Here is a 16567-nt window from a genome sequence, read left to right as displayed (position 1 = left end):
GAGAGCATGACCGGAGCGCGCAAGACCCTGTGGGGTGCGGTCGCCACCGTCGTCGTGGTGGCCGTCTCCGCCTACTCGGCCCAGAGCCGCGCCACGAGCCCGAAGGAAGTCCGCCAACTCGCGGGCAGCGCCCAGGCGTTACAGGCCCGGGAGAAGACCTCGACGGCGTACTCACCGCAGGGGACCGCACCGGATCCGGCATCCCGTTCACGCATGATGCCGATGGGGGCGTCGTAGGCCGTTACCGCGACCATGCCGGCGCTCTGGAGCAAACCGAGTTGTCCAGTCCGTGGCACACCCTGTCGTGGGACCCGGTACGCGGTGATCAGCCCCACCTGATGATCCGGGAACCGGACCCGTGCCCCGTCGGCAGGCCGCCCGTGATCCGGTGCACACACGAACCGGAGACCCAGACCGTCGCCGCCCTTCGCAAGCGGTACGGCATGGTGTTCAAGCTCGATCTCGCCGAGCACGAATACTACGAAGTATCCAAAGAGGGGCGCGTCCATACCAGTTGAGACCCTCGGATGTGCGCGACGAAGGGCGCAGGGCCGGTGTCGAGGCCGAGAGCCGTCTACGCGTCCAGTTCGTCACCGCGAGAAGCCTTGCCGCCCTTGTAGCGGTTGACGAGCAGCAGGCCGGAGCAGCCGACGGCGCAGGCCAACCCCGCGTACAGCAGGGGCGAGGCCCAGAACCACACCGCTTCGGTGCTGTACCCGTTGGTCCAGTGGCAGTTGACGGACATCGGGAAGCCGTCCACGTTCACCGATGTCAGTGTGGAGTCCTGCCCGGTGTCCATGTACACGCTGTCGCCACCGTCGCCGGTCCTGTCCGCACACACGGCGAGCGGGTTCGTGAAGGCGAGCCCATAGACGGTTCCGGCCCCGTAGGCGGCGATCGAGGCCGCGACTCCGATCACCGCCCAGCGGGCCGCCCGCGAGGGTTTCTTCCTGGTCGCCCAGAGCGCGTACGGGAGTGTCCCGACGGCGAAGAGGAAGATCGTGATCAGGGGCGGGCCGAAGAACGCGAACAGGGACACCATGCGGAGGGCGGACTTTCGTCAGTGGCGTGAGTCGGTCTCGCGGGCGAGTTCGGAGACGGTCGGCACTCCGGGAGGGTGAGGCGTGGAAGTGTGACAGTTCTGGCAAAAGTGTCACACTTCTGTGGGGTGGGTGGTGTCTGGGGGGCATCGCTCAACTTCGAAGCCCCACCCCTGCTCACCAGTCGCGTGATCCCGGTTCACGGAGGTGGGAGAGGAAAGGCGCCCATGCCGTCGCGGGGAGGATCAGTGCGGGGCCGGCGGGGTTCTTGGAGTCGCGGACCGCTATGCCCGTGGGGGTGAGGTGGGCGGCTTCTATGCAGTTCTGGCCCGGGTCACTGTAAGAGGACTTGAACCAGGCCTGGTCGGGGGCGAGTTCGGAGGTGATGAGGTGCGTCGGCATAGGCCTGCAGCTCTCGTCGGAGTCGTCGGTGGGTGGTGTAGTGCGGCTGGGATTACTCTACGAGTACATGACCGACGTACCGAACTCGCTTTGTCGCAGACCGAGTTGGCGCGCAGGGCAGGGATGACCCGGCCGCAGATCTCCACCATCGAGGGCGGCGGCACCGTACCGACCCTGCCCCTGCTCGCCCGGCTGGCCAAGGCGCTGGACGCCTCGGTGGCCATTGACCTGGATGGCGATACGTCGGCGTTTGCCTTCATCGCACGGGGTGGCTGTTCGTCAGTCGCGTGAGTCCGTCTCACGGAACTGGGTGACGAAGGGGGTCCATGCCGTCGCGGGGAGGAGCAGTGCCGGGCCGGTGGGGATTTTGGAGTCGCGGATGGCGATGCCGGTGGGGATGAGGTGGGCCGCTTCGACGCAGTTCTGGCCCGTGCCGTCGCTGTAGGACGACTTGAACCAGGCGTGCTCGGGTGCGATCTCGGGGTTCATGGTGCTACAGCTCACTTTCCAGTCGATGCAGGAAGTCGGGGGTGTCTTCGGGCGGCAGTGCCGATGCTGTCATGGCGTCGAACCGGCGGATGAAACGGTCGACTTCACGGCGCTTGTCCGAGGTGTGGGTCGCGCCCCAGGCACTGTCGATCTGGACCCTCGGCGGGAGGTCGTCCCCGAGGTCGAGGATCGCGAAGTCGTTCGTCGAGCGGTACCCGGATCTGAACGGCAGGATCTGGATGGCGATGTGGTCCCAGGACGACATCGTCACGAGCTTTTCGAACTGGTCGCGCTGCACTTCGGCACCTCCCACCGGGTAGCGCAGGGCGGCCTCGCCGAGGATGACGCGAAGCTTGACCGGGTCTTCCCTGGTGAGCACTTCCTGGCGTCTCATCCGCAACTCCACGCTACTGCGCACGAATTCGGAGGTGTTCTCCTCGACCGGCTTGTGTGCTTCGAGCAGCGCGCGTGCGTAGGCCTCCGTCTGCAACAGGCCGTACACCAGGGTCGGGTGGTACGCCCGCATGCTGCGCGCCTCCGGCTCAAGCCCCACGAACGTCGGCATCCCGGTCGGCATGGGGAACTGGGTCAGCCAATCCCGTTGCCCCGACTCCCGGTTGAGGTTGGTCAGCGACTCGATGATGTCCTCGTCGGTGACGCCGTACCGGTCCAGCAACTTCCTCAGATCGCCTACGTTCCGGAAGTTCAGCGCACCGGTCTCGATCCTCAGCAGCGTTGCCTCGGAGACTCGCAGTCCCTGCACCGCTTGCTTCCGAGTGAGGCCGCCCCCGCGGTCGCCCAGACCACAGCTTTCACGTAACTGACGTAGCTGAAGGCCAAGTTCAAGTCGCTGGCCGGTCCGCCCGCGCTTTGCCGCCATGTGCACCATCCCCGTGCCGCTGTACGTGTCACCTGCTCTCGCGTGCCGAGTGTGGCACGACGTATGCAAGCCGTGCAGGTGCTTGTGCAGATCCGGGCATAGTCCAATTTCAACTTCCCTGAAATTTCTGAGGAGTTTCGATTGCAGCTCGATGTGCAGTCTCGCCACGGTGGTCGGGCACCCCCCACCCGAAAGGAACCCCCCATGCCCCCCACCCTCCTCACCCCCGACTGGTCGATGAGCTACCCCATGACCCCCCGCAGCGTCCGCCTCGCCCGGCTCCACACCCGCCGCCGCCTCACCCTCTGGAACTGGCCCGGCGACATCGAAGACGCCGTCCTCGTCACCTCCGAGCTCGTCGCCAACGCCGTACGGCACGGCAAGGCCCCCGGACGCGAGGTCTGGCTACGAGCCGCCGTGGACGAAGAGAACGCCGGCCTGACGATCGACGTGTCGGACCCGACCCCGGCGTTCCCCGTGGTCACCCAAGCCCCCGGAGCGGAGAACGGCCGCGGACTCCTCGTCGTCGCCGCGCTCGCCGAATCCCTCGATTGGTTTCTGCGCGGAGACATCGGAAAGACGGTTCGCGTCCAGCTCGCCGTAGGCCCCCGTACCAATTGACCCCCGGATAACCAATCGGACCCAGACACGAGACGCCCAGTTCATTCGCACGAAATGTCCGTGCCGCCTCATAACGGCTAACCCGCTGTTCACGGGGATGGCTCGATTCATACGCAAGGCGGGTGGTCGTGTGCGCGCTAGACACGAGCTGCACGTGCTGTCGGTCTACGAAGGCTTCTTCTCCGGGGGAGCCCGAATCGTCCACAGCGACGTCGTTCTGGGACTGGTGGAGGGCGGTCAGCACCATACGGTGCTCAGCATCCACGGCGAAGTACACCGAGAAGCAACCCGGCAGGCCATGGAGAACGACGCCTGCTACCAGCAACTGACCGCGGCCGGAGTCGGTGTCTCCACCCTCGGCCGCACCTTCGGCGGCGACCGGGACCCGGACGGGACCGTCACCGGCGGATTCACCGGACCCGAGCTGGCCGACGCGGCCCGCGCCCTCGCGGACGCCGACGTCGTCCTGTCGCTCAAGGAACAGCCGCTCTCCCTGCTCAACCAGGCGGGCCTGCCCCGCCGCCCCGTCGTGGTGTGCCTGCACCGTTCGGACCCCGAACACCAGGGCCCCGCCCTCGACGAACTGAAAACCGCCATCGCCGACGGCAAGGTCGTCGCCGCCGTCTGCTGCGCGGAGTCCACCCGCGACGCCTACCGGGCCGCCGGCATCCCGCCCGAGGTCCTCCACGTCATCCCCAACGGCGTCGACCTGTTCCGCTTCCGGCCCGACCCCGCCCGGCGGCTCGCCCTCCGTGCCTCCCTCGGCATCCCGGACACCGCCCCCGTCGTCGTCTTCGCCGCCCGCTACGCCACCATGAAGAACATCCCGCTCTTCCTCCGCGCCGCCCACGAATGGCTACGACGCGAACCCGCCGGCCACGTCCTCATGTGCGGCACGGGCATGACCGCCGACGATCAGCCCGCCCTCTCCGCCGACATCGACGACGCCTTCGGGGAGGACCGGGAGCAACTCGCCGATCGGCTTCATCTGCTCGGTGTGCGGCGGGACATGGAGACCGTCTACGCCGGTTCGGACGTCGTCGCGCTGACGTCGTCCTTCGGCGAAGCCGCGCCCCTGTGCCTCATCGAGGGCATGATGTGCGGGGCCGTACCCGTCTCCACCGACATCGGCGACAGCGCGTCGATCGTCGCCGGGCACGGCATCGTCACACCCCCCGACCCGGACGCCATCGCGTCGGCCTGGACCGAGGCGGTCATCGGCCGCGCGGAGTTCGCCAAGGCCCACGCCCGCAGCCGCGAACGCTTCAGCCGTACGCGCATGATCGCCTCCTACGCCGCCCTCATCGACGGCCTGCACGCGGGACACACGACGACGAGCACCGCCCCGCCGCCGTTGCCCGAGCCCCTGTAGAACACACCCCTGTAAAACACACGACGGCACATGTGAGGAGGGGCCACCGACCCCCGGTGGCCCCTCCTCTCCCCTCCTGATCCCGCCCCGGTCCGTCACTACCGGGGCAGCACCACGACATACGCGGCCGGATCGCGGTCCGCCGACGCCATCAGTGCCGTACGGACCACCGCCGCCTGCTGCTCCATCGCGTCCCGGAGCTTCTTCGGGGTGATGTGGACGACCGTGATGCCCAGCCGCTCCAGGTGCTCGCGCTTGCGGGCGTACTCCGACCACAGCGCGTCCTCGTCCTGACGCGGGGCGCGGGTGTCCAGTTCCACGGCGACCGCCTGCTCGGGCCAGTACGCGTCCAGGCCGCCCAGGTGCGGGCCGCCGGGCAGCCGCAGGTCGACATTCCACACCGGGTCGGGGAGGCCGTGCTCGCTCACCATCCGGTAGAGGCGGTCCTCCGCGATCGCGCGGCCCTCGGCCAGCAGCGAGTCCACCGCGTCCACCACATGCGGGCGGCTCAGCAGCTTGGCGTTGTTCAACTCCCGTACCACCGCGGCCGGTTCGCAGTGCCCGCCGCGTACCGCCTCGGTCAGCAGCCCGCGTACCGCGTTGGCGTCCGACAACTCTGCCACCGCGTCCGCGAGGGCCCGCGGCACCGGGGCGACCGGTACGCCCTTCGCCTGCTGCGGGGTGGGCAGCGCCGCCGTGCGGACGATGTGGGCGCAGCCCGTCGAGCGCAGTCGGCGCATCCGGGGGACCAGGACGTCGATCTGCTTGAGCGAGGCCAACTCCGGTGCCGACGTGAAGCCGTGCAGGGTCAGCGCCGCCAGGCCCGTGACCATCGTCTCCGTGTACGTCGGACGGTGCGGGCCCTCCGCGCCGGGCTGGACCGGGACCCCCGCCGTCCGCTCCCGAGCCGCGTACATCAGCACCGCGTGCAGCCGCTCCTCGCCGGTGGGCGGGCCGGAGTGCAACAGGACGACGCCGGGGAGGAGTTGCTGCCACGGCCCGTCGGGACGGCACTGCTCGTTCACCTCGGCGGCCGGGACGCCGTGCGCCCGGAGCTGAACCGTCGTCAGCACGCGGCGGTGCACCTCGGAGAGGTGGCTGAGGGGGCGGGGGGAGAGCGGGGTGTTGTGGTTCATGCAACGGGGTTTCCCGCGCCGGATCCGGTCCCTAACCGCTGTTACACGCCCGTCGACAAATCCGGACAACGCGGTACTAAAGGACAGGCGTTCGGATGCCGAGTAGGCACCGAAAACCCCTGGTCCGGATGGGGTGGACCAGGGGTTACGGGGTGGATTACCTGTATTCAGTAACGGTGACGGAGAGGCCAATCGCAGGCCAAAGGTCAGCCCTCAGCCCCTCAGCCCTCAGCCCCTCGGTCTTCAGCTCTCAGCGCCCCGCCCCTCGTTGTCCGCCGCCTGCGCCCGCAGCGCCCGCGCCAGATCGTCCCGCGACTCCAGCACCAGCCTCCGCAGCGCCGGTGCCGCCCCCTCGTGGGCCGACAGCCACGCGTCCGTCGCGTCCAGCGTCGCCTGCGCGTCCTCGGCGGCCGGGAAGGCCGGGAACAGCCCCCGCACCACATCCACGCCGATCTGGATCGACCGCTCCGACCACACCCGCTCGATCGCCGCGAAGTACTTCTCCGTGTACGGCGCGAGCAACTCCCGCTGCGACGGCTGCACGAAGCCCGCGATCGTCGCCTCGACCAACGCGTTGGACAGCGCGTCCGACTCCACGACCTGCGCCCACGCCTGCGCCTTGACGGCCGCCGAGGGCCGGGCGGCGAGACAGCGCACCTGGTGACGCTTGCCGGACGCGGTGTCGTCCCGGGCCAGTTCCGCGGCTACGACGGTCTCGTCGGCGGCGCCGTGCGCGGTCAGCGGCTCCAGGAACGCCCAGCGCAGCTCCTGGTCGACAGCAAGGCCCTCGATCTTCTCCGTACCGTCCAACAGGGCGTGCAGCAGGGCCAGTTCCTCCGGCGCCGACGCCACCGACGCGAAGAACCGCGCCCACGCCAGCTGCTGCTCGCTGCCCGGCTCCGCGTCCCGCAGATCCCGCAGCGCGATGTGCGCCAGGATCTTCGCGCCGGTCTCGCGCCACCACGGCGGCGAGTAGTTGACCAGCGCGGAGTTGGCCCAGGCGTGCAGCACCTGGAGGACGCCGATGTCGGTCTCCCGGCGCCCGAACTGCGCCACCAGGTCGATGAAGTTGGGCGCGAGCAGCAACGCGTCCCGCGTCATGTTCCACAGCGCCGACCAGCACAGGGCCCGCGCCATCGGGTCGGTGAGCGAGCCGAGTCGCTCCCGCAGGGTCGCCAACGACACAGCGTCGAAGCGGGTCTTGGCGTACGTGAGGTCCTCGTCGTTGACCAGCACCAGCTCCGGCGCGTCCGCACCGGCCAGTTCGATCACGACCGTGCGCGGACCGTCGACGTCCACCTCGGCCCGCTCGTACCGCACGAGACGGCCGCCCTCCGTCCGGTAGAGGCCGACGACCACCCGGTGCGGGCGCAGCTCGGGATGCGACTCGGCCGCCTCCTGAAGCACCGTCAGCTCCGCGATACGGCCGCCCTCCACGTCCAACACCACTTGCGGGGTGAGGGAGTTGACCCCGGCCGTCTGCAGCCACGACCGCGACCAGGACGCCATGTCCCGCCCGCTCGTCTCCTCCAGCACCGAGAGCAGGTCACCGAGGCGCGTGTTGCCGTACGCGTTCCGCTTGAAGTAGCGCCGCGCGCCCTCCAGGAACGCGTCCTGGCCGACGTACGCCACCAACTGCTTCAGTACGGAAGCCCCCTTGGCGTACGTGATGCCGTCGAAGTTGAGCTTCGCGTCCTGGAGGTCGCGGATGTCGGCGGTGATCGGGTGCGTGGAGGGGAGCTGGTCCGCGCGGTACGCCCACGCCTTGCGGCGGTTGGCGAAGCTGATCCAGGCGTCGGAGAAGCGGGTCGCGCCGACGCTCGCGAACACCCCCATGAAGTCGGCGAACGACTCCTTCAGCCACAGGTCGTCCCACCACTCCATGGTGACGAGGTCGCCGAACCACATGTGCGCCATCTCGTGCAGGATCGTGTTCGCCCGCCCCGCGTACGAGGCCTGCGTCACCTTCCCCCGGAAGATGTACTCCTCGCGGAAGGTGACAAGCCCCGGGTTCTCCATCGCGCCGAGGTTGTACTCCGGCACGAACGCCTGGTCGTACTTCCCGAACGGGTACGGGTAGTCGAAGTGGTCGTGGAAGAAGTCCAGCCCCTGCTTCGTCACCAGGAACACGTCGTCGGAGTCGAAGTACGGCGCCAGCCCCTTGCGGCACATCGCGCCGAGCGGGATCTCCAGCGTCGTACCGTCCTCGAAGGTGCGGGAGTAGGAGTCCGTGACGTAGTGGTACGGGCCCGCCGCGAACGCCGTGATGTACGTCGAGATCGGCTTCGTCTCCGCGAACTTCCATACGCCGTCGGTCAGTTCACCGGCGCCGTTGCTCCACACTGTCCAGCCCTCGGGCGCCCGCACCTCGGCGCGGAACGGCGCCTTGAGGTCCGGCTGCTCGAAGTTGGCGAAGACCCGGCGCGCGTCGGCCGGCTCGTACTGGGTGTAGAGGTAGATCTCGCCGTCCTCGGGGTCGACGAAGCGGTGCATGCCCTCGCCGGTACGGGAGTACGCGCACCGCGCGTCGACGATCAGCTCGTTCTCGGCGGCCAGATCCTCCAGCTGGATGCGCGTGCCGTCGAAGACCGCGCCCGGGTCGAGGTCCTTGCCGTTGAGCGACAGGGCGGTCACGGCCGGTGCGATCAGGTCCGCGAAGCTCGCCGCGCCCGGCTCCGCACACCGGAACCGGATCGTGGTCACCGACCGGAACGTCCGCGGCCCCTCCCCGGCGTCGTCGCCGACCGCCGAACGCAGGTCGAGGGACACGTCGTACCCGTCGACGGACAGCAGGGCGGCCCGCTCGCGGGCCTCGTCGCGGGTCAGATTCTCACCGGGCACGGAGCAGCTCCCTCGGATGAAGTCGGATGGTGTTCGATCAACTGTGTTTGATCAGCTGTGTTCGCTATGCGGTGTTCGCTATGCGGTCAGGGCCGATCCTGCCATGTGCCCCTGACGCCGGGCACCCGGGAATGAGGTGAGGCGGGGCGGTGTTGCCGTGGGGAAACGGCCGTATTCCGAGGAGCGTCATGTCTGAGACCGCCAAGACCCCCGTGGACTTCTGGTTCGACCCCCTGTGCCCCTGGGCCTGGATGACCTCCCGGTGGGTGCTGGAAGTGGAGAAGGTCCGGGACATCGAGGTCCGCTGGCACATCATGAGCCTCGCGGTGCTCAACGAGCCCCGGCTGGACGAGCTGCCCGAGGAGTACCGCGAGCTGCTCGCCACCAAGGCGTGGAAGCCGATCCGCGTGGTCACCGCCGCCTGGCAGAAGCACGGCTCGGACATCCTGGGCCCGCTCTACACCGCGCTCGGCACCCGTATCCACAACAACGGCGAGGGCCCGACGATCGAGGCCGTCGCCGGCGCGCTCGCCGACGTCGGCCTGCCCGCCGACCTGATCGACTACGCCGACCAGGAGGACTTCGAGTTCGACGCCGAGCTGCGCGCCTCCCACAAGGAGGGCATCGACAAGGTCGGCCAGGACGTCGGCACCCCCGTCATCGCGGTCCCCGGCCCCGACGGCGAGCAGATCGCCTTCTTCGGCCCGGTCGTCACCCCCGCCCCCAAGGGCGAGGAGGCCGCCCGCCTCTGGGACGGCACGGTCGCGGTCGCCTCGGTCCCCGGTTTCTACGAGATCAAGCGCTCGCGCACGAAGGGCCCGGACTTCAGCAACCTGGTGTAAGCACGGCGGCGCTCACTCCGGGGCGGCGGCCTTCTCCTCACGGAACTTCTCGGGGAGATCGCCGCCGCCCCGCGCGTTGTACGCCGGCTGGTACCGCACACAGCCCTTGACGGCGCAGCGCCACAGATCGCCCACGTAGTGCCGGGGCCCCTTCTCCTCACGGACGGCGGCCTTCTCGGCGGCGGCCATCATCTGGAAGTCCTGCCACCCGAGACAGTTCGGGCACCACCGTCGAAGCACCGTCATGAACTCCTCCTCGCCACGCACGGCCAGGCCGGTAGTACACCGCGAATCGCGGGCGCCCGCCCCCGAAATCACCGGCTCCGGTGGCGCGCGGCCGCCAGCCGCGCCAGATGGTCCTCGAACCCCTTGGCGTAGAACGCGGCCCGTCCCGCATCCGGCTCGACGATCTGGGTCGGCCGCGTCCAGGCCCCCGCGTCCAACGCAACCCCGTACCGCTCCGCCGCCGCGAGCACCGCACCCCGCGCACCCACCTCCCCCTCGACCACCCGCAACGGCCGCCCCAGCACATCCGCGAGCAACCGCATCCAGGCCGGGCTGCGCGTACCCCCGCCGCACACGGCCAGCGAACCCGTCAGCCCCGCCGCCTCCAGACAGTGCCGGGCCGCGTAACCGATCCCCTCGCAGGTCGCCCGGATCAGATCGGCCGGCGTCGACTCCAGGGAGACACCGGTGAGCTCGGCGCGGAGCCGGGGCTCGACGAAGGGCGCGCGCTCACCGGACGGCGCGAAGTACGGCAGCACCCGCACCCCGTTCGCGCCCGGCGGGGTCGCCGCGAGCAGCCCGTCCACCTCCTCGTGCCGGACGCCCGTCGTCGACAGCACCCAGTCCAGCGCCGCCGTACCGACCATCGCCGGCATGGCCCGCAACCAGTGCCCCGGCCGGTCGAGAGAGATGTACAGCCCGGCCGGCTCACCGCTCAGGTCCAGCTCCGTGGTCGCGACGAGACTCGCGAGACAGGTCCCGACGATCAGCAGCCCGTCCCCCGGTTCGGTCACCCCCGCGCCGAGCGCGCAGGCGGGCAGGTCGTACGGCCCGTTCGCGATCCGGGTCCCCGCCGGCAGCCCCTCGCCGCGCGTCTCGGCCGTCGCGACCGGGTCGGCGACCGGCGCCAGCAGCCCCCGCCGCCGGGTCAGCCCGAGCAGCTCGACGACACCGTTGTCGTACGACCGTGTCCGGGGGTCCAGGAACGGCATCGACGCGTCCGAGACATCGGTGGTCGCCCGCGCCCCCGTCAGCCGCTGGAACACCATGTCCTTGCAGTACAGGGCGGTCGCCGCCGCGTCCAGTGACTTGGGCTCGTGCGCCGCGAGCCAGGCCAGCAACGGCCCCGGACACCCCGGGAACATCGCGCTCCCCGTCCGCCGGAACACCGTCTCGAAGGTCCCGTCCGCCAGCCACCGGTCGAGCAGTTCATGCGCCCGCCCGTCCATCCAGGACGCCGCCGCCCGCACCGGCCGCCCCTCCGCGTCCACCAGCCACACCCCGTCACCCTGCCCGGTCAGCCCGGCGAGCTCGAACGGTCCGTCCACTTCCGCGGTCAGTTCCTCCAGCACGGCGACGACCGCGGCGTAGACCTCGTCCATGTCCTGCTCGACGAATCCGCCGTGCATCGACAGCTCCACGGGCCTTGCGGCTACGGCGAGTTCATGCCCGGAGGCGTCGAAGGCGGCGGCCTTCACCGTGGATGTGCCGACATCGATTCCGACGTACATGGGGGGCCTCCTGGGGGTCGGGGTGGGGGTGGGTGATGCGGGGTGGAGGTGGGCCGGTGTGGAGATGGTGCCGCGCAGGTGGGCCGGTGTGGGGACGGTGCCGCGTGGGTGGGCCCGTGTTGATCAGGCGCCCACGCGCCACACCATCTTTTGGTTCGGTCGCCTACGGGGCGCTGGAAGCCGGTGTCGAGAGCACGACCGTGCTCGACGCTTCGCGCCTCCGCGCGCTCGCACTCTCGACACCGGCGCGCCCCTACGGCTCCCTCTCGGCCGTCCACGTGGGGACAGTCCAACTTGGTGGGCTCTCAACCGAGTTGGTGGGACAGACGCTCTCCTCGGGCCCAACGGCCCACCTCCGCCGCCGCTATCCGTGCCGCCTTCTCGGCCACGGCCCGGGATGCACCCCCGAGATGGGGAGTGAGGGTGACCCGGTCGGCGAAGCCCAACAGCCGTGCCCCGGCGGGCAACGGCTCGCGCGCGTAGGTATCCAGCGCGGCAGCGGACACCTGCCCGCTCTCCAACGCGTCGCACAACGCCTCCTCGTCCAGCAACGGACCCCGCGCCACATTCACCACCACCGCACCGGGCCGCAGCAGCGCCAGCTCGCGGGCGCCGATCAGCCCACGTGTCTCGGGGGTCAACCGGGCGTGCAGCGTGATGACTTGGGAACGCCGGAGGAGTTCGTCCAGCGCCCCGACCCGCAGCCCGTGGATCTCACCGTGCACATACGGGTCGTACACCATCACGCGCGCCCCGAACGCGCAGAGCGCCCGCGCCACCCGGCTGCCGACCGCCCCGTACCCGACCAGCCCGACCGGCAAGTCCTCCAGTTCCAATCCGCTGTGCTCGTACGTGTAGTAGGCGGCACCGGACTCCCAACTGCCCTGCCCGGCAAGGAGTTCATGCGCCTGCGGGATACGGCGGAGCGCGGCCAGCATCATCCCTACGGTGAACTCGGCGGTCGCGGCGGCGTTGCGGCCGGGCGCGAAGCACACCCGTACGTCGTGGGTCTTCGCCGCGTCCAGGTTGACGTTGACGGGGCCGCCCCGGCACACGACGACCAGCCGGAGATCCGGGCAGGCATCCAGCACGCGCTCCGTCACCGGGCCCATCTGGGTGACCAGCACCTGACCGCCACCGTTGCTCCGCAGGGCCTCGATCAACTCGTCCTCGGCATCACTCGCCTCCTCCACCTCGGCGACGGACCCGAAGGGTTCCAATGGCCAGCCGAGCTTCAACTCGGTGCTGCTGAAGGGGTGTTCGCGCAGTTCCTCGGCGATCGCGGACGTGATCAGCGACGGCAGGACGAAATGGTCACCGGCGGCGACGACACGCAGGGTCTCGGTCATCGTGGGGCTCCCTCCCTCTCCGCCACGATGAACGGGGAATGCCGAATGCGTAACCCCGTGGGAGGTCCGGATGATGTTCGAGGGTGAACCCGAGGCGTGGCTGGGGATCGACCTGGGCACGCAGAGCGTCCGCGCGCTGCTGGTCACGGCCGACGGCACGGTCCTCGGCGCGGGCACCGCCCCGCTGACCAACCACCGGGACGGCGTACGGCACGAACAGGACCCGGGGGAGTGGTGGGAGGCGGTGTGCACGGCGTCCCGCTCGGCGATGTCCTTGCCGAGGGGGCGAGGGTCGATCGCGGGCCTCGCGGTGTGCGGCACCTCCGGGACCGTCCTGCTGACGGACGCCCAAGGGCGCCCGCTCACACGGGGGTTGATGTACGACGACGGGCGCGCGATGGCGGAGGCGGCGCGGGTCGGGATGCAGACGAGCTGGGCACTGCCGAAGGCGTTGTGGCTGTTGGACGCACATGGCCCCGGACGAGTGACTCACCAACCCGATGTGATCACCGCGAAGTTGACGGGCGGGACGGTCCCGACCGACTCCAGTCACGCCCTCAAGACGGGCTACGACGCGGAGCACGAGGCCTGGCCGCCCCAACTGGCCCACCTGGGTGCGGTGTTGCCGGAGGTGGTCCGCCCCGGCACCCGGCTGGGCGAGGTCTGCCGGGCCGCCGCCGAAGCGACCGGTATCCCCGCCGGTACCCCGGTCGTCGCGGGGATGACGGACGGCTGCGCGGCGCAGATCGCGTCCGGCGCCCTGCGTCACGGCGCCTGGAACTCGGTGCTCGGCACCACGCTCGTCCTCAAGGGAGCGTCCGCGAGGCCCGTTCGGGACGACGCCGGGGTGGTCTACAACCACCGTGCGCCGGACGGGAGTTGGCTGCCGGGCGGGGCGTCGAGCGTGGGGGCGGGAGCACTGCCGGCGGGGGCGGACCCGGCGGAGCTGGACAAGGAGGCGGCGGCGTACGAACCGTCCGGCGTCCTCACCTACCCCCTCGCCTCGTCCGGCGGCGAACGCTTCCCCTTCTTCGCCCCGGAGGCCACGGCGTTCACGCTCGGCACTCCGGCCTCCGAGGCGGACGGATGGGCGGCGGTACTCCAGGGCGTGGCGTTCACCGAGCGCCTGTGCCTCGACTACCTGCACCACCTGGGCGCCCCGATAGACGGCCCGCTCACCTTCACGGGCGGCGCGGCCCGCAGCGCGTACTGGAACCAGCTCCGCGCCGACATCCTCGGCCGCCCGGCCCGGGTACCGGAACAGATCGAACCGGCCCTGGGAATGGCGGTGTTGGCGGCGTACGGAACGGGGACGGGCGGCAGGGCGCTGTCGGAGGTGGCCGACCGTATGGTCCGCATCCGCACGGTCCTCGAACCCCGCGCGTCCCACACGGCCCGCTTCACCGAGCCGTACGCTCGCCTGGTGGACGAACTGGAGACCCGGGGCTGGCTGCCCACCCCGCTCGCGACGCACACCCGCAACCGCCTGAACCAGGACACGATCGACTCATGAGCACCACACTCCTCCTCGCCCGCCACGGCCAGACCGTCTGGCACGCCGAGAACCGCTACGCCGGCATCAGCGACGTCGCCCTGACGGACACGGGGGTCGCGCAGGCGGAAGCCCTGGGCCGCTGGGCCGCCGAGCACCCGGTCGACGCGATCTGGACCTCACCCCTGTCCCGGGCCGTCCGCACGGCAGCCCCCGCCGCCCACGCCCTGAACCTCACCCCCCACCCCGAACCCGCCCTGCGCGAATGCGACTTCGGGGTGGCGGAGGGCCGTACGCTCGCGGAGTTCGCGGCCGAGAACCCCGGTGCGGCGGAGGCCTTCCGCGCCGACCCGGTGGCCCATGCCTTCCCCGGCGCCGAGGACCCGACGGCAGCCGCGACGCGTGGCACGGCCGCCCTGCACCGCATCGCCGCCGCGCACCCCGACCAACGCGTTCTGGTCGTCGCCCACAACTCCCTGCTGCGGCTGGTGCTGTGCCGGTTGCTGTCGATTCCGCTCGGCGAGTACCGGCGGGTGTTTCCGCGACTGCGGAACGCGGCGGTGAGTGAACTCCGGTTGCAGGAAGGGGCGGTTGCTGCCCTGATGTCGCTCAACGTGCCGTGTGGGGAGGAGAGTTGAAGAGGAGGGCCCCCGCGCGTCACGTCCTTGCGGGGGCCCTCCTCTTCAACCGCCTGCCTGCGTGAAAGGTGAGAAGACGATCACGAGGCAGGACGCTTCTTATGCGGGGATGATCGTCTGGCGGGACCTCGCCGCCTCGTAACGGCGGGCCACGTCCTGCCAGTTGACGACGGCCCACATGGCGTCGATGAAGTCGACCTTCTGGTTCCTGTACTGGAGATAGAAGGCGTGCTCCCAGGCGTCGAAGACGAGGAGCGGGGTCGAGCCCTGGCCGACGTTGCCCTGGTGGTCGTAGATCTGCTCGACGATCAGGTGGTCGCTCAACGGTTCGTAGGCGAGGACGCCCCAGCCCGAACCCTGTGTCGTCGCGGCGGCCTTGGTGAGCTGGGCCTTGAAACCGGCGAAGGAGCCGAAGGACTCGGTGATGGCGTCGGCGAGGCCGCCGACGCCATCGGCCGCGAGGGGTTCGCCGCCGCCGTCGCCCGTCATGTTGTGCCAGTAGATGCTGTGCAGGATGTGGCCGGAGAGGTGGAACGCCAGGTTCTTCTCCAGGCCGTTGACCGACCCCCACTGCTCCTTGTCCCGCGCCTCGGCCAACTGCTCCAGTGAGTCGTTGGCTCCCTTGACGTAGGCCGCGTGGTGCTTGTCGTGGTGCAGCTCGATGATCTCGGGGCTGATCACGGGGGCGAGCGCGGAGTAGTCGTAGGGCAGGTCGGGCAGCGTGTAGACGGGCATGGCGGATCGATCCCCTTCGAACCTCTTATTGCACATAACTTGCAACTACAACCTAGCAGCGAAAAGGCTCGGTGTGGCTACGAAGGGGCTCGGCGTGGCTACTCCGCCACCGAGGTGTAGTGCGACGCGTCGCCCTCGATCGAGTAGCTCTCCTTGCCCTCGATGCCGACCGGGATGTCACCGGCGACGGTGACGCGGTTGAGGCGGCGGGGCTGGTCGTCGTAGTTGTCGATGGCGTAGTGCTGGGTGATGCGGTTGTCGAAGAGCACGAGCTGGTTCGGGGACCAGCGCCAGCGCAGGACGTTCTCGGGGCGGGTGACGTACGCCTGGAGGATGTCCAGGATCTTGCGGGACTCGCCGGTCGACAGGCCGACGATCCGCTGCGCGAACCCCCCGATGAACAGGCCGCGTTCACCGGTCAGCGGGTGGACGCGGACGACCGGGTGGACCGTACGGAACTTGATCGACGTGAACTGGGCGCGCTGGGCCGCCCTTTCGTCGTCGATCTCCTCCTCCGGTACGGCGTAGTCGTAGTCGTTGGTGTGCTCCGCCCACAGGGTGTCGGCGAGGGCGCGCAGCGGTTCGGGGAGGTCGCGGTAGGCCGCCGCCGAACTGGCGATCAGGGTCTCGCCGCCGTACGGCGGGATCGTGATGCTGCGCAGGGTGCTGGCCTGGGGCGGGTTGAGGACGAAGGTGACGTCGGTGTGCCAGTGGTTGGCCCGGCCGCGCTCGCTGTCGACGGGCAGCACGTTCGGGGCGCCGTCGACGGCGGACACGGTGGGGTGGGCGGTGGTGAGGTCGCCGAAGTGGCGGGCGAAGGCCTCCTGGCCCTCGTCGTCGAGGTGGACGTCGTCGAAGACCAGCGCCTTGTGGACGTTGAGGGCTTCACGGAGAGCCGTTGTCCGGTCTTCGTCCAGTGGCTTGTTGATGTCCACGCCCGACACGCGGGCGCCGATGTTCGCGGTGACTTTCTGGATCTCGATGGACATGGTGA

At 69.9% G+C, this 16567-nt stretch carries 17 protein-coding genes and 1 pseudogene; 7 read left to right on the top strand and 11 right to left on the bottom strand.

Annotated elements, in window-relative coordinates:
* Positions 1–6: 6 nt before the first annotated feature.
* Complete coding sequence (locus tag OG588_RS17010; RefSeq protein WP_405948032.1) at positions 7–237, top strand: hypothetical protein; 231 nt, start codon at positions 7–9, stop codon at positions 235–237.
* Positions 238–574: 337 nt separating this feature from the next.
* Here OG588_RS17010 and OG588_RS17005 read toward each other — a convergent pair whose 3' ends face one another.
* On the bottom strand, positions 575–1042 hold the full coding sequence (locus OG588_RS17005) for a hypothetical protein (RefSeq protein WP_405948031.1): 468 nt from the start codon (positions 1040–1042) through the stop codon (positions 575–577).
* A gap of 175 nt (positions 1043–1217) precedes the next feature.
* The gene (locus OG588_RS17000; RefSeq protein WP_405948030.1) at positions 1218–1442 is read right to left on the bottom strand and encodes a DUF397 domain-containing protein; all 225 of its coding nucleotides are present in this window, start codon (positions 1440–1442) and stop codon (positions 1218–1220) included.
* Positions 1443–1505: 63 nt separating this feature from the next.
* Between OG588_RS17000 and OG588_RS16995 the strand changes: the two are divergent.
* Positions 1506–1733, top strand: a pseudogene (locus OG588_RS16995) (helix-turn-helix transcriptional regulator); the annotation flags it as partial.
* Here OG588_RS16995 and OG588_RS16990 read toward each other — a convergent pair.
* Both OG588_RS16990 and OG588_RS16985 read right to left on the bottom strand, forming a co-directional pair.
* Positions 1722–1931 (bottom strand): DUF397 domain-containing protein, encoded by a 210-nt coding sequence (locus OG588_RS16990; RefSeq protein ID WP_405948029.1) that lies wholly within the window; start codon positions 1929–1931, stop codon positions 1722–1724. The pseudogene OG588_RS16995 and the gene OG588_RS16990 sit on opposite strands and share 12 nt — an antisense overlap.
* 4 nt (positions 1932–1935) lie before the next feature.
* Positions 1936–2811 carry a helix-turn-helix domain-containing protein gene (locus OG588_RS16985; RefSeq protein WP_405953143.1) on the bottom strand — a complete coding sequence of 292 codons (876 nt, stop codon included), beginning with the start codon at positions 2809–2811 and terminating at the stop codon, positions 1936–1938.
* A 204-nt stretch (positions 2812–3015) separates the two neighbouring features.
* Here OG588_RS16985 and OG588_RS16980 point away from each other — a divergent pair, with 204 nt between their 5' ends.
* Together OG588_RS16980 and OG588_RS16975 are read left to right on the top strand one after the other, a co-directional pair.
* The gene (locus tag OG588_RS16980; protein ID WP_405948028.1) at positions 3016–3432 is read left to right on the top strand and encodes an ATP-binding protein; all 417 of its coding nucleotides are present in this window, start codon (positions 3016–3018) and stop codon (positions 3430–3432) included.
* A gap of 154 nt (positions 3433–3586) precedes the next feature.
* Positions 3587–4804 (top strand): glycosyltransferase, encoded by a 1218-nt coding sequence (locus tag OG588_RS16975; protein ID WP_405953142.1) that lies wholly within the window; start codon positions 3587–3589, stop codon positions 4802–4804.
* A gap of 98 nt (positions 4805–4902) precedes the next feature.
* Here OG588_RS16975 and OG588_RS16970 read toward each other — a convergent pair whose 3' ends face one another.
* The gene (locus OG588_RS16970; RefSeq protein WP_405948027.1) at positions 4903–5940 is read right to left on the bottom strand and encodes a hypothetical protein; all 1038 of its coding nucleotides are present in this window, start codon (positions 5938–5940) and stop codon (positions 4903–4905) included.
* A gap of 243 nt (positions 5941–6183) precedes the next feature.
* A complete protein-coding gene (gene pepN / locus OG588_RS16965; protein WP_405948026.1) occupies positions 6184–8781 on the bottom strand; it encodes an aminopeptidase N in 2598 nt (865 codons plus the stop codon).
* A 188-nt stretch (positions 8782–8969) separates the two neighbouring features.
* Here pepN and OG588_RS16960 point away from each other — a divergent pair, with 188 nt between their 5' ends.
* Positions 8970–9623, top strand: a complete 654-nt coding sequence (locus OG588_RS16960) for a disulfide bond formation protein DsbA (protein WP_366091526.1) — start codon at positions 8970–8972, stop codon at positions 9621–9623.
* Between the two features lie 12 nt (positions 9624–9635).
* Here OG588_RS16960 and OG588_RS16955 read toward each other — a convergent pair whose 3' ends face one another.
* The 3 genes from OG588_RS16955 to OG588_RS16945 all read right to left on the bottom strand — a co-directional run bounded on the left by OG588_RS16955 (position 9636) and on the right by OG588_RS16945 (position 12708).
* Positions 9636–9869, bottom strand: coding sequence for a hypothetical protein (locus tag OG588_RS16955; protein ID WP_398846569.1), 234 nt, complete (start codon positions 9867–9869; stop codon positions 9636–9638).
* Between the two features lie 68 nt (positions 9870–9937).
* Positions 9938–11359 (bottom strand): FGGY family carbohydrate kinase, encoded by a 1422-nt coding sequence (locus OG588_RS16950; RefSeq protein WP_405948025.1) that lies wholly within the window; start codon positions 11357–11359, stop codon positions 9938–9940.
* Positions 11360–11664: 305 nt separating this feature from the next.
* A complete protein-coding gene (locus OG588_RS16945) occupies positions 11665–12708 on the bottom strand; it encodes a 2-hydroxyacid dehydrogenase (protein WP_405948024.1) in 1044 nt (347 codons plus the stop codon).
* A gap of 70 nt (positions 12709–12778) precedes the next feature.
* Between OG588_RS16945 and OG588_RS16940 the strand changes: the two genes are divergently transcribed.
* Positions 12779–14221 (top strand): FGGY-family carbohydrate kinase, encoded by a 1443-nt coding sequence (locus tag OG588_RS16940; RefSeq protein WP_405948023.1) that lies wholly within the window; start codon positions 12779–12781, stop codon positions 14219–14221.
* Positions 14218–14838 (top strand): histidine phosphatase family protein, encoded by a 621-nt coding sequence (locus OG588_RS16935; RefSeq protein ID WP_405948022.1) that lies wholly within the window; start codon positions 14218–14220, stop codon positions 14836–14838. Before OG588_RS16940 ends, OG588_RS16935 begins: the two co-directional genes overlap by 4 nt.
* Before the next feature lie 99 nt (positions 14839–14937).
* On the opposite strand, the gene OG588_RS16930 is transcribed toward OG588_RS16935, so the two are convergent.
* Positions 14938–15573 (bottom strand): superoxide dismutase, encoded by a 636-nt coding sequence (locus OG588_RS16930; protein ID WP_405948021.1) that lies wholly within the window; start codon positions 15571–15573, stop codon positions 14938–14940.
* 98 nt (positions 15574–15671) lie between these two features.
* On the bottom strand, positions 15672–16562 hold the full coding sequence (locus OG588_RS16925) for a TauD/TfdA dioxygenase family protein (protein ID WP_393041879.1): 891 nt from the start codon (positions 16560–16562) through the stop codon (positions 15672–15674).
* Between the last annotated feature and the right edge of the window lie 5 nt (positions 16563–16567).

It is taken from the genome of Streptomyces prunicolor (assembly GCF_045162825.1).
In the GTDB taxonomy this organism is placed as follows: domain Bacteria; phylum Actinomycetota; class Actinomycetes; order Streptomycetales; family Streptomycetaceae; genus Streptomyces; species Streptomyces prunicolor.
This window is presented reverse-complemented; position numbering and strand designations above follow the sequence as displayed.

Bases quoted from the DNA above. Each gene is read 5' to 3' on its own strand.
- OG588_RS17010 (WP_405948032.1), top strand. From the start codon at position 7: ATGACCGGAGCGCGCAAGACCCTGTGGGGTGCGGTCGCCACCGTCGTC.
- OG588_RS17005 (WP_405948031.1), bottom strand. From the start codon at position 1,042: ATGGTGTCCCTGTTCGCGTTCTTCGGCCCGCCCCTGATCACGATCTTC.
- OG588_RS17000 (WP_405948030.1), bottom strand. From the start codon at position 1,442: ATGCCGACGCACCTCATCACCTCCGAACTCGCCCCCGACCAGGCCTGG.
- OG588_RS16990 (WP_405948029.1), bottom strand. From the start codon at position 1,931: ATGAACCCCGAGATCGCACCCGAGCACGCCTGGTTCAAGTCGTCCTAC.
- OG588_RS16985 (WP_405953143.1), bottom strand. From the start codon at position 2,811: ATGGCGGCAAAGCGCGGGCGGACCGGCCAGCGACTTGAACTTGGCCTT.
- OG588_RS16980 (WP_405948028.1), top strand. From the start codon at position 3,016: ATGCCCCCCACCCTCCTCACCCCCGACTGGTCGATGAGCTACCCCATG.
- OG588_RS16970 (WP_405948027.1), bottom strand. From the start codon at position 5,940: ATGAACCACAACACCCCGCTCTCCCCCCGCCCCCTCAGCCACCTCTCC.
- OG588_RS16960 (WP_366091526.1), top strand. From the start codon at position 8,970: ATGTCTGAGACCGCCAAGACCCCCGTGGACTTCTGGTTCGACCCCCTG.
- OG588_RS16955 (WP_398846569.1), bottom strand. From the start codon at position 9,869: ATGACGGTGCTTCGACGGTGGTGCCCGAACTGTCTCGGGTGGCAGGAC.
- OG588_RS16950 (WP_405948025.1), bottom strand. From the start codon at position 11,359: ATGTACGTCGGAATCGATGTCGGCACATCCACGGTGAAGGCCGCCGCC.
- OG588_RS16945 (WP_405948024.1), bottom strand. From the start codon at position 12,708: ATGACCGAGACCCTGCGTGTCGTCGCCGCCGGTGACCATTTCGTCCTG.
- OG588_RS16940 (WP_405948023.1), top strand. From the start codon at position 12,779: ATGATGTTCGAGGGTGAACCCGAGGCGTGGCTGGGGATCGACCTGGGC.
- OG588_RS16935 (WP_405948022.1), top strand. From the start codon at position 14,218: ATGAGCACCACACTCCTCCTCGCCCGCCACGGCCAGACCGTCTGGCAC.
- OG588_RS16930 (WP_405948021.1), bottom strand. From the start codon at position 15,573: ATGCCCGTCTACACGCTGCCCGACCTGCCCTACGACTACTCCGCGCTC.
- OG588_RS16925 (WP_393041879.1), bottom strand. From the start codon at position 16,562: ATGTCCATCGAGATCCAGAAAGTCACCGCGAACATCGGCGCCCGCGTG.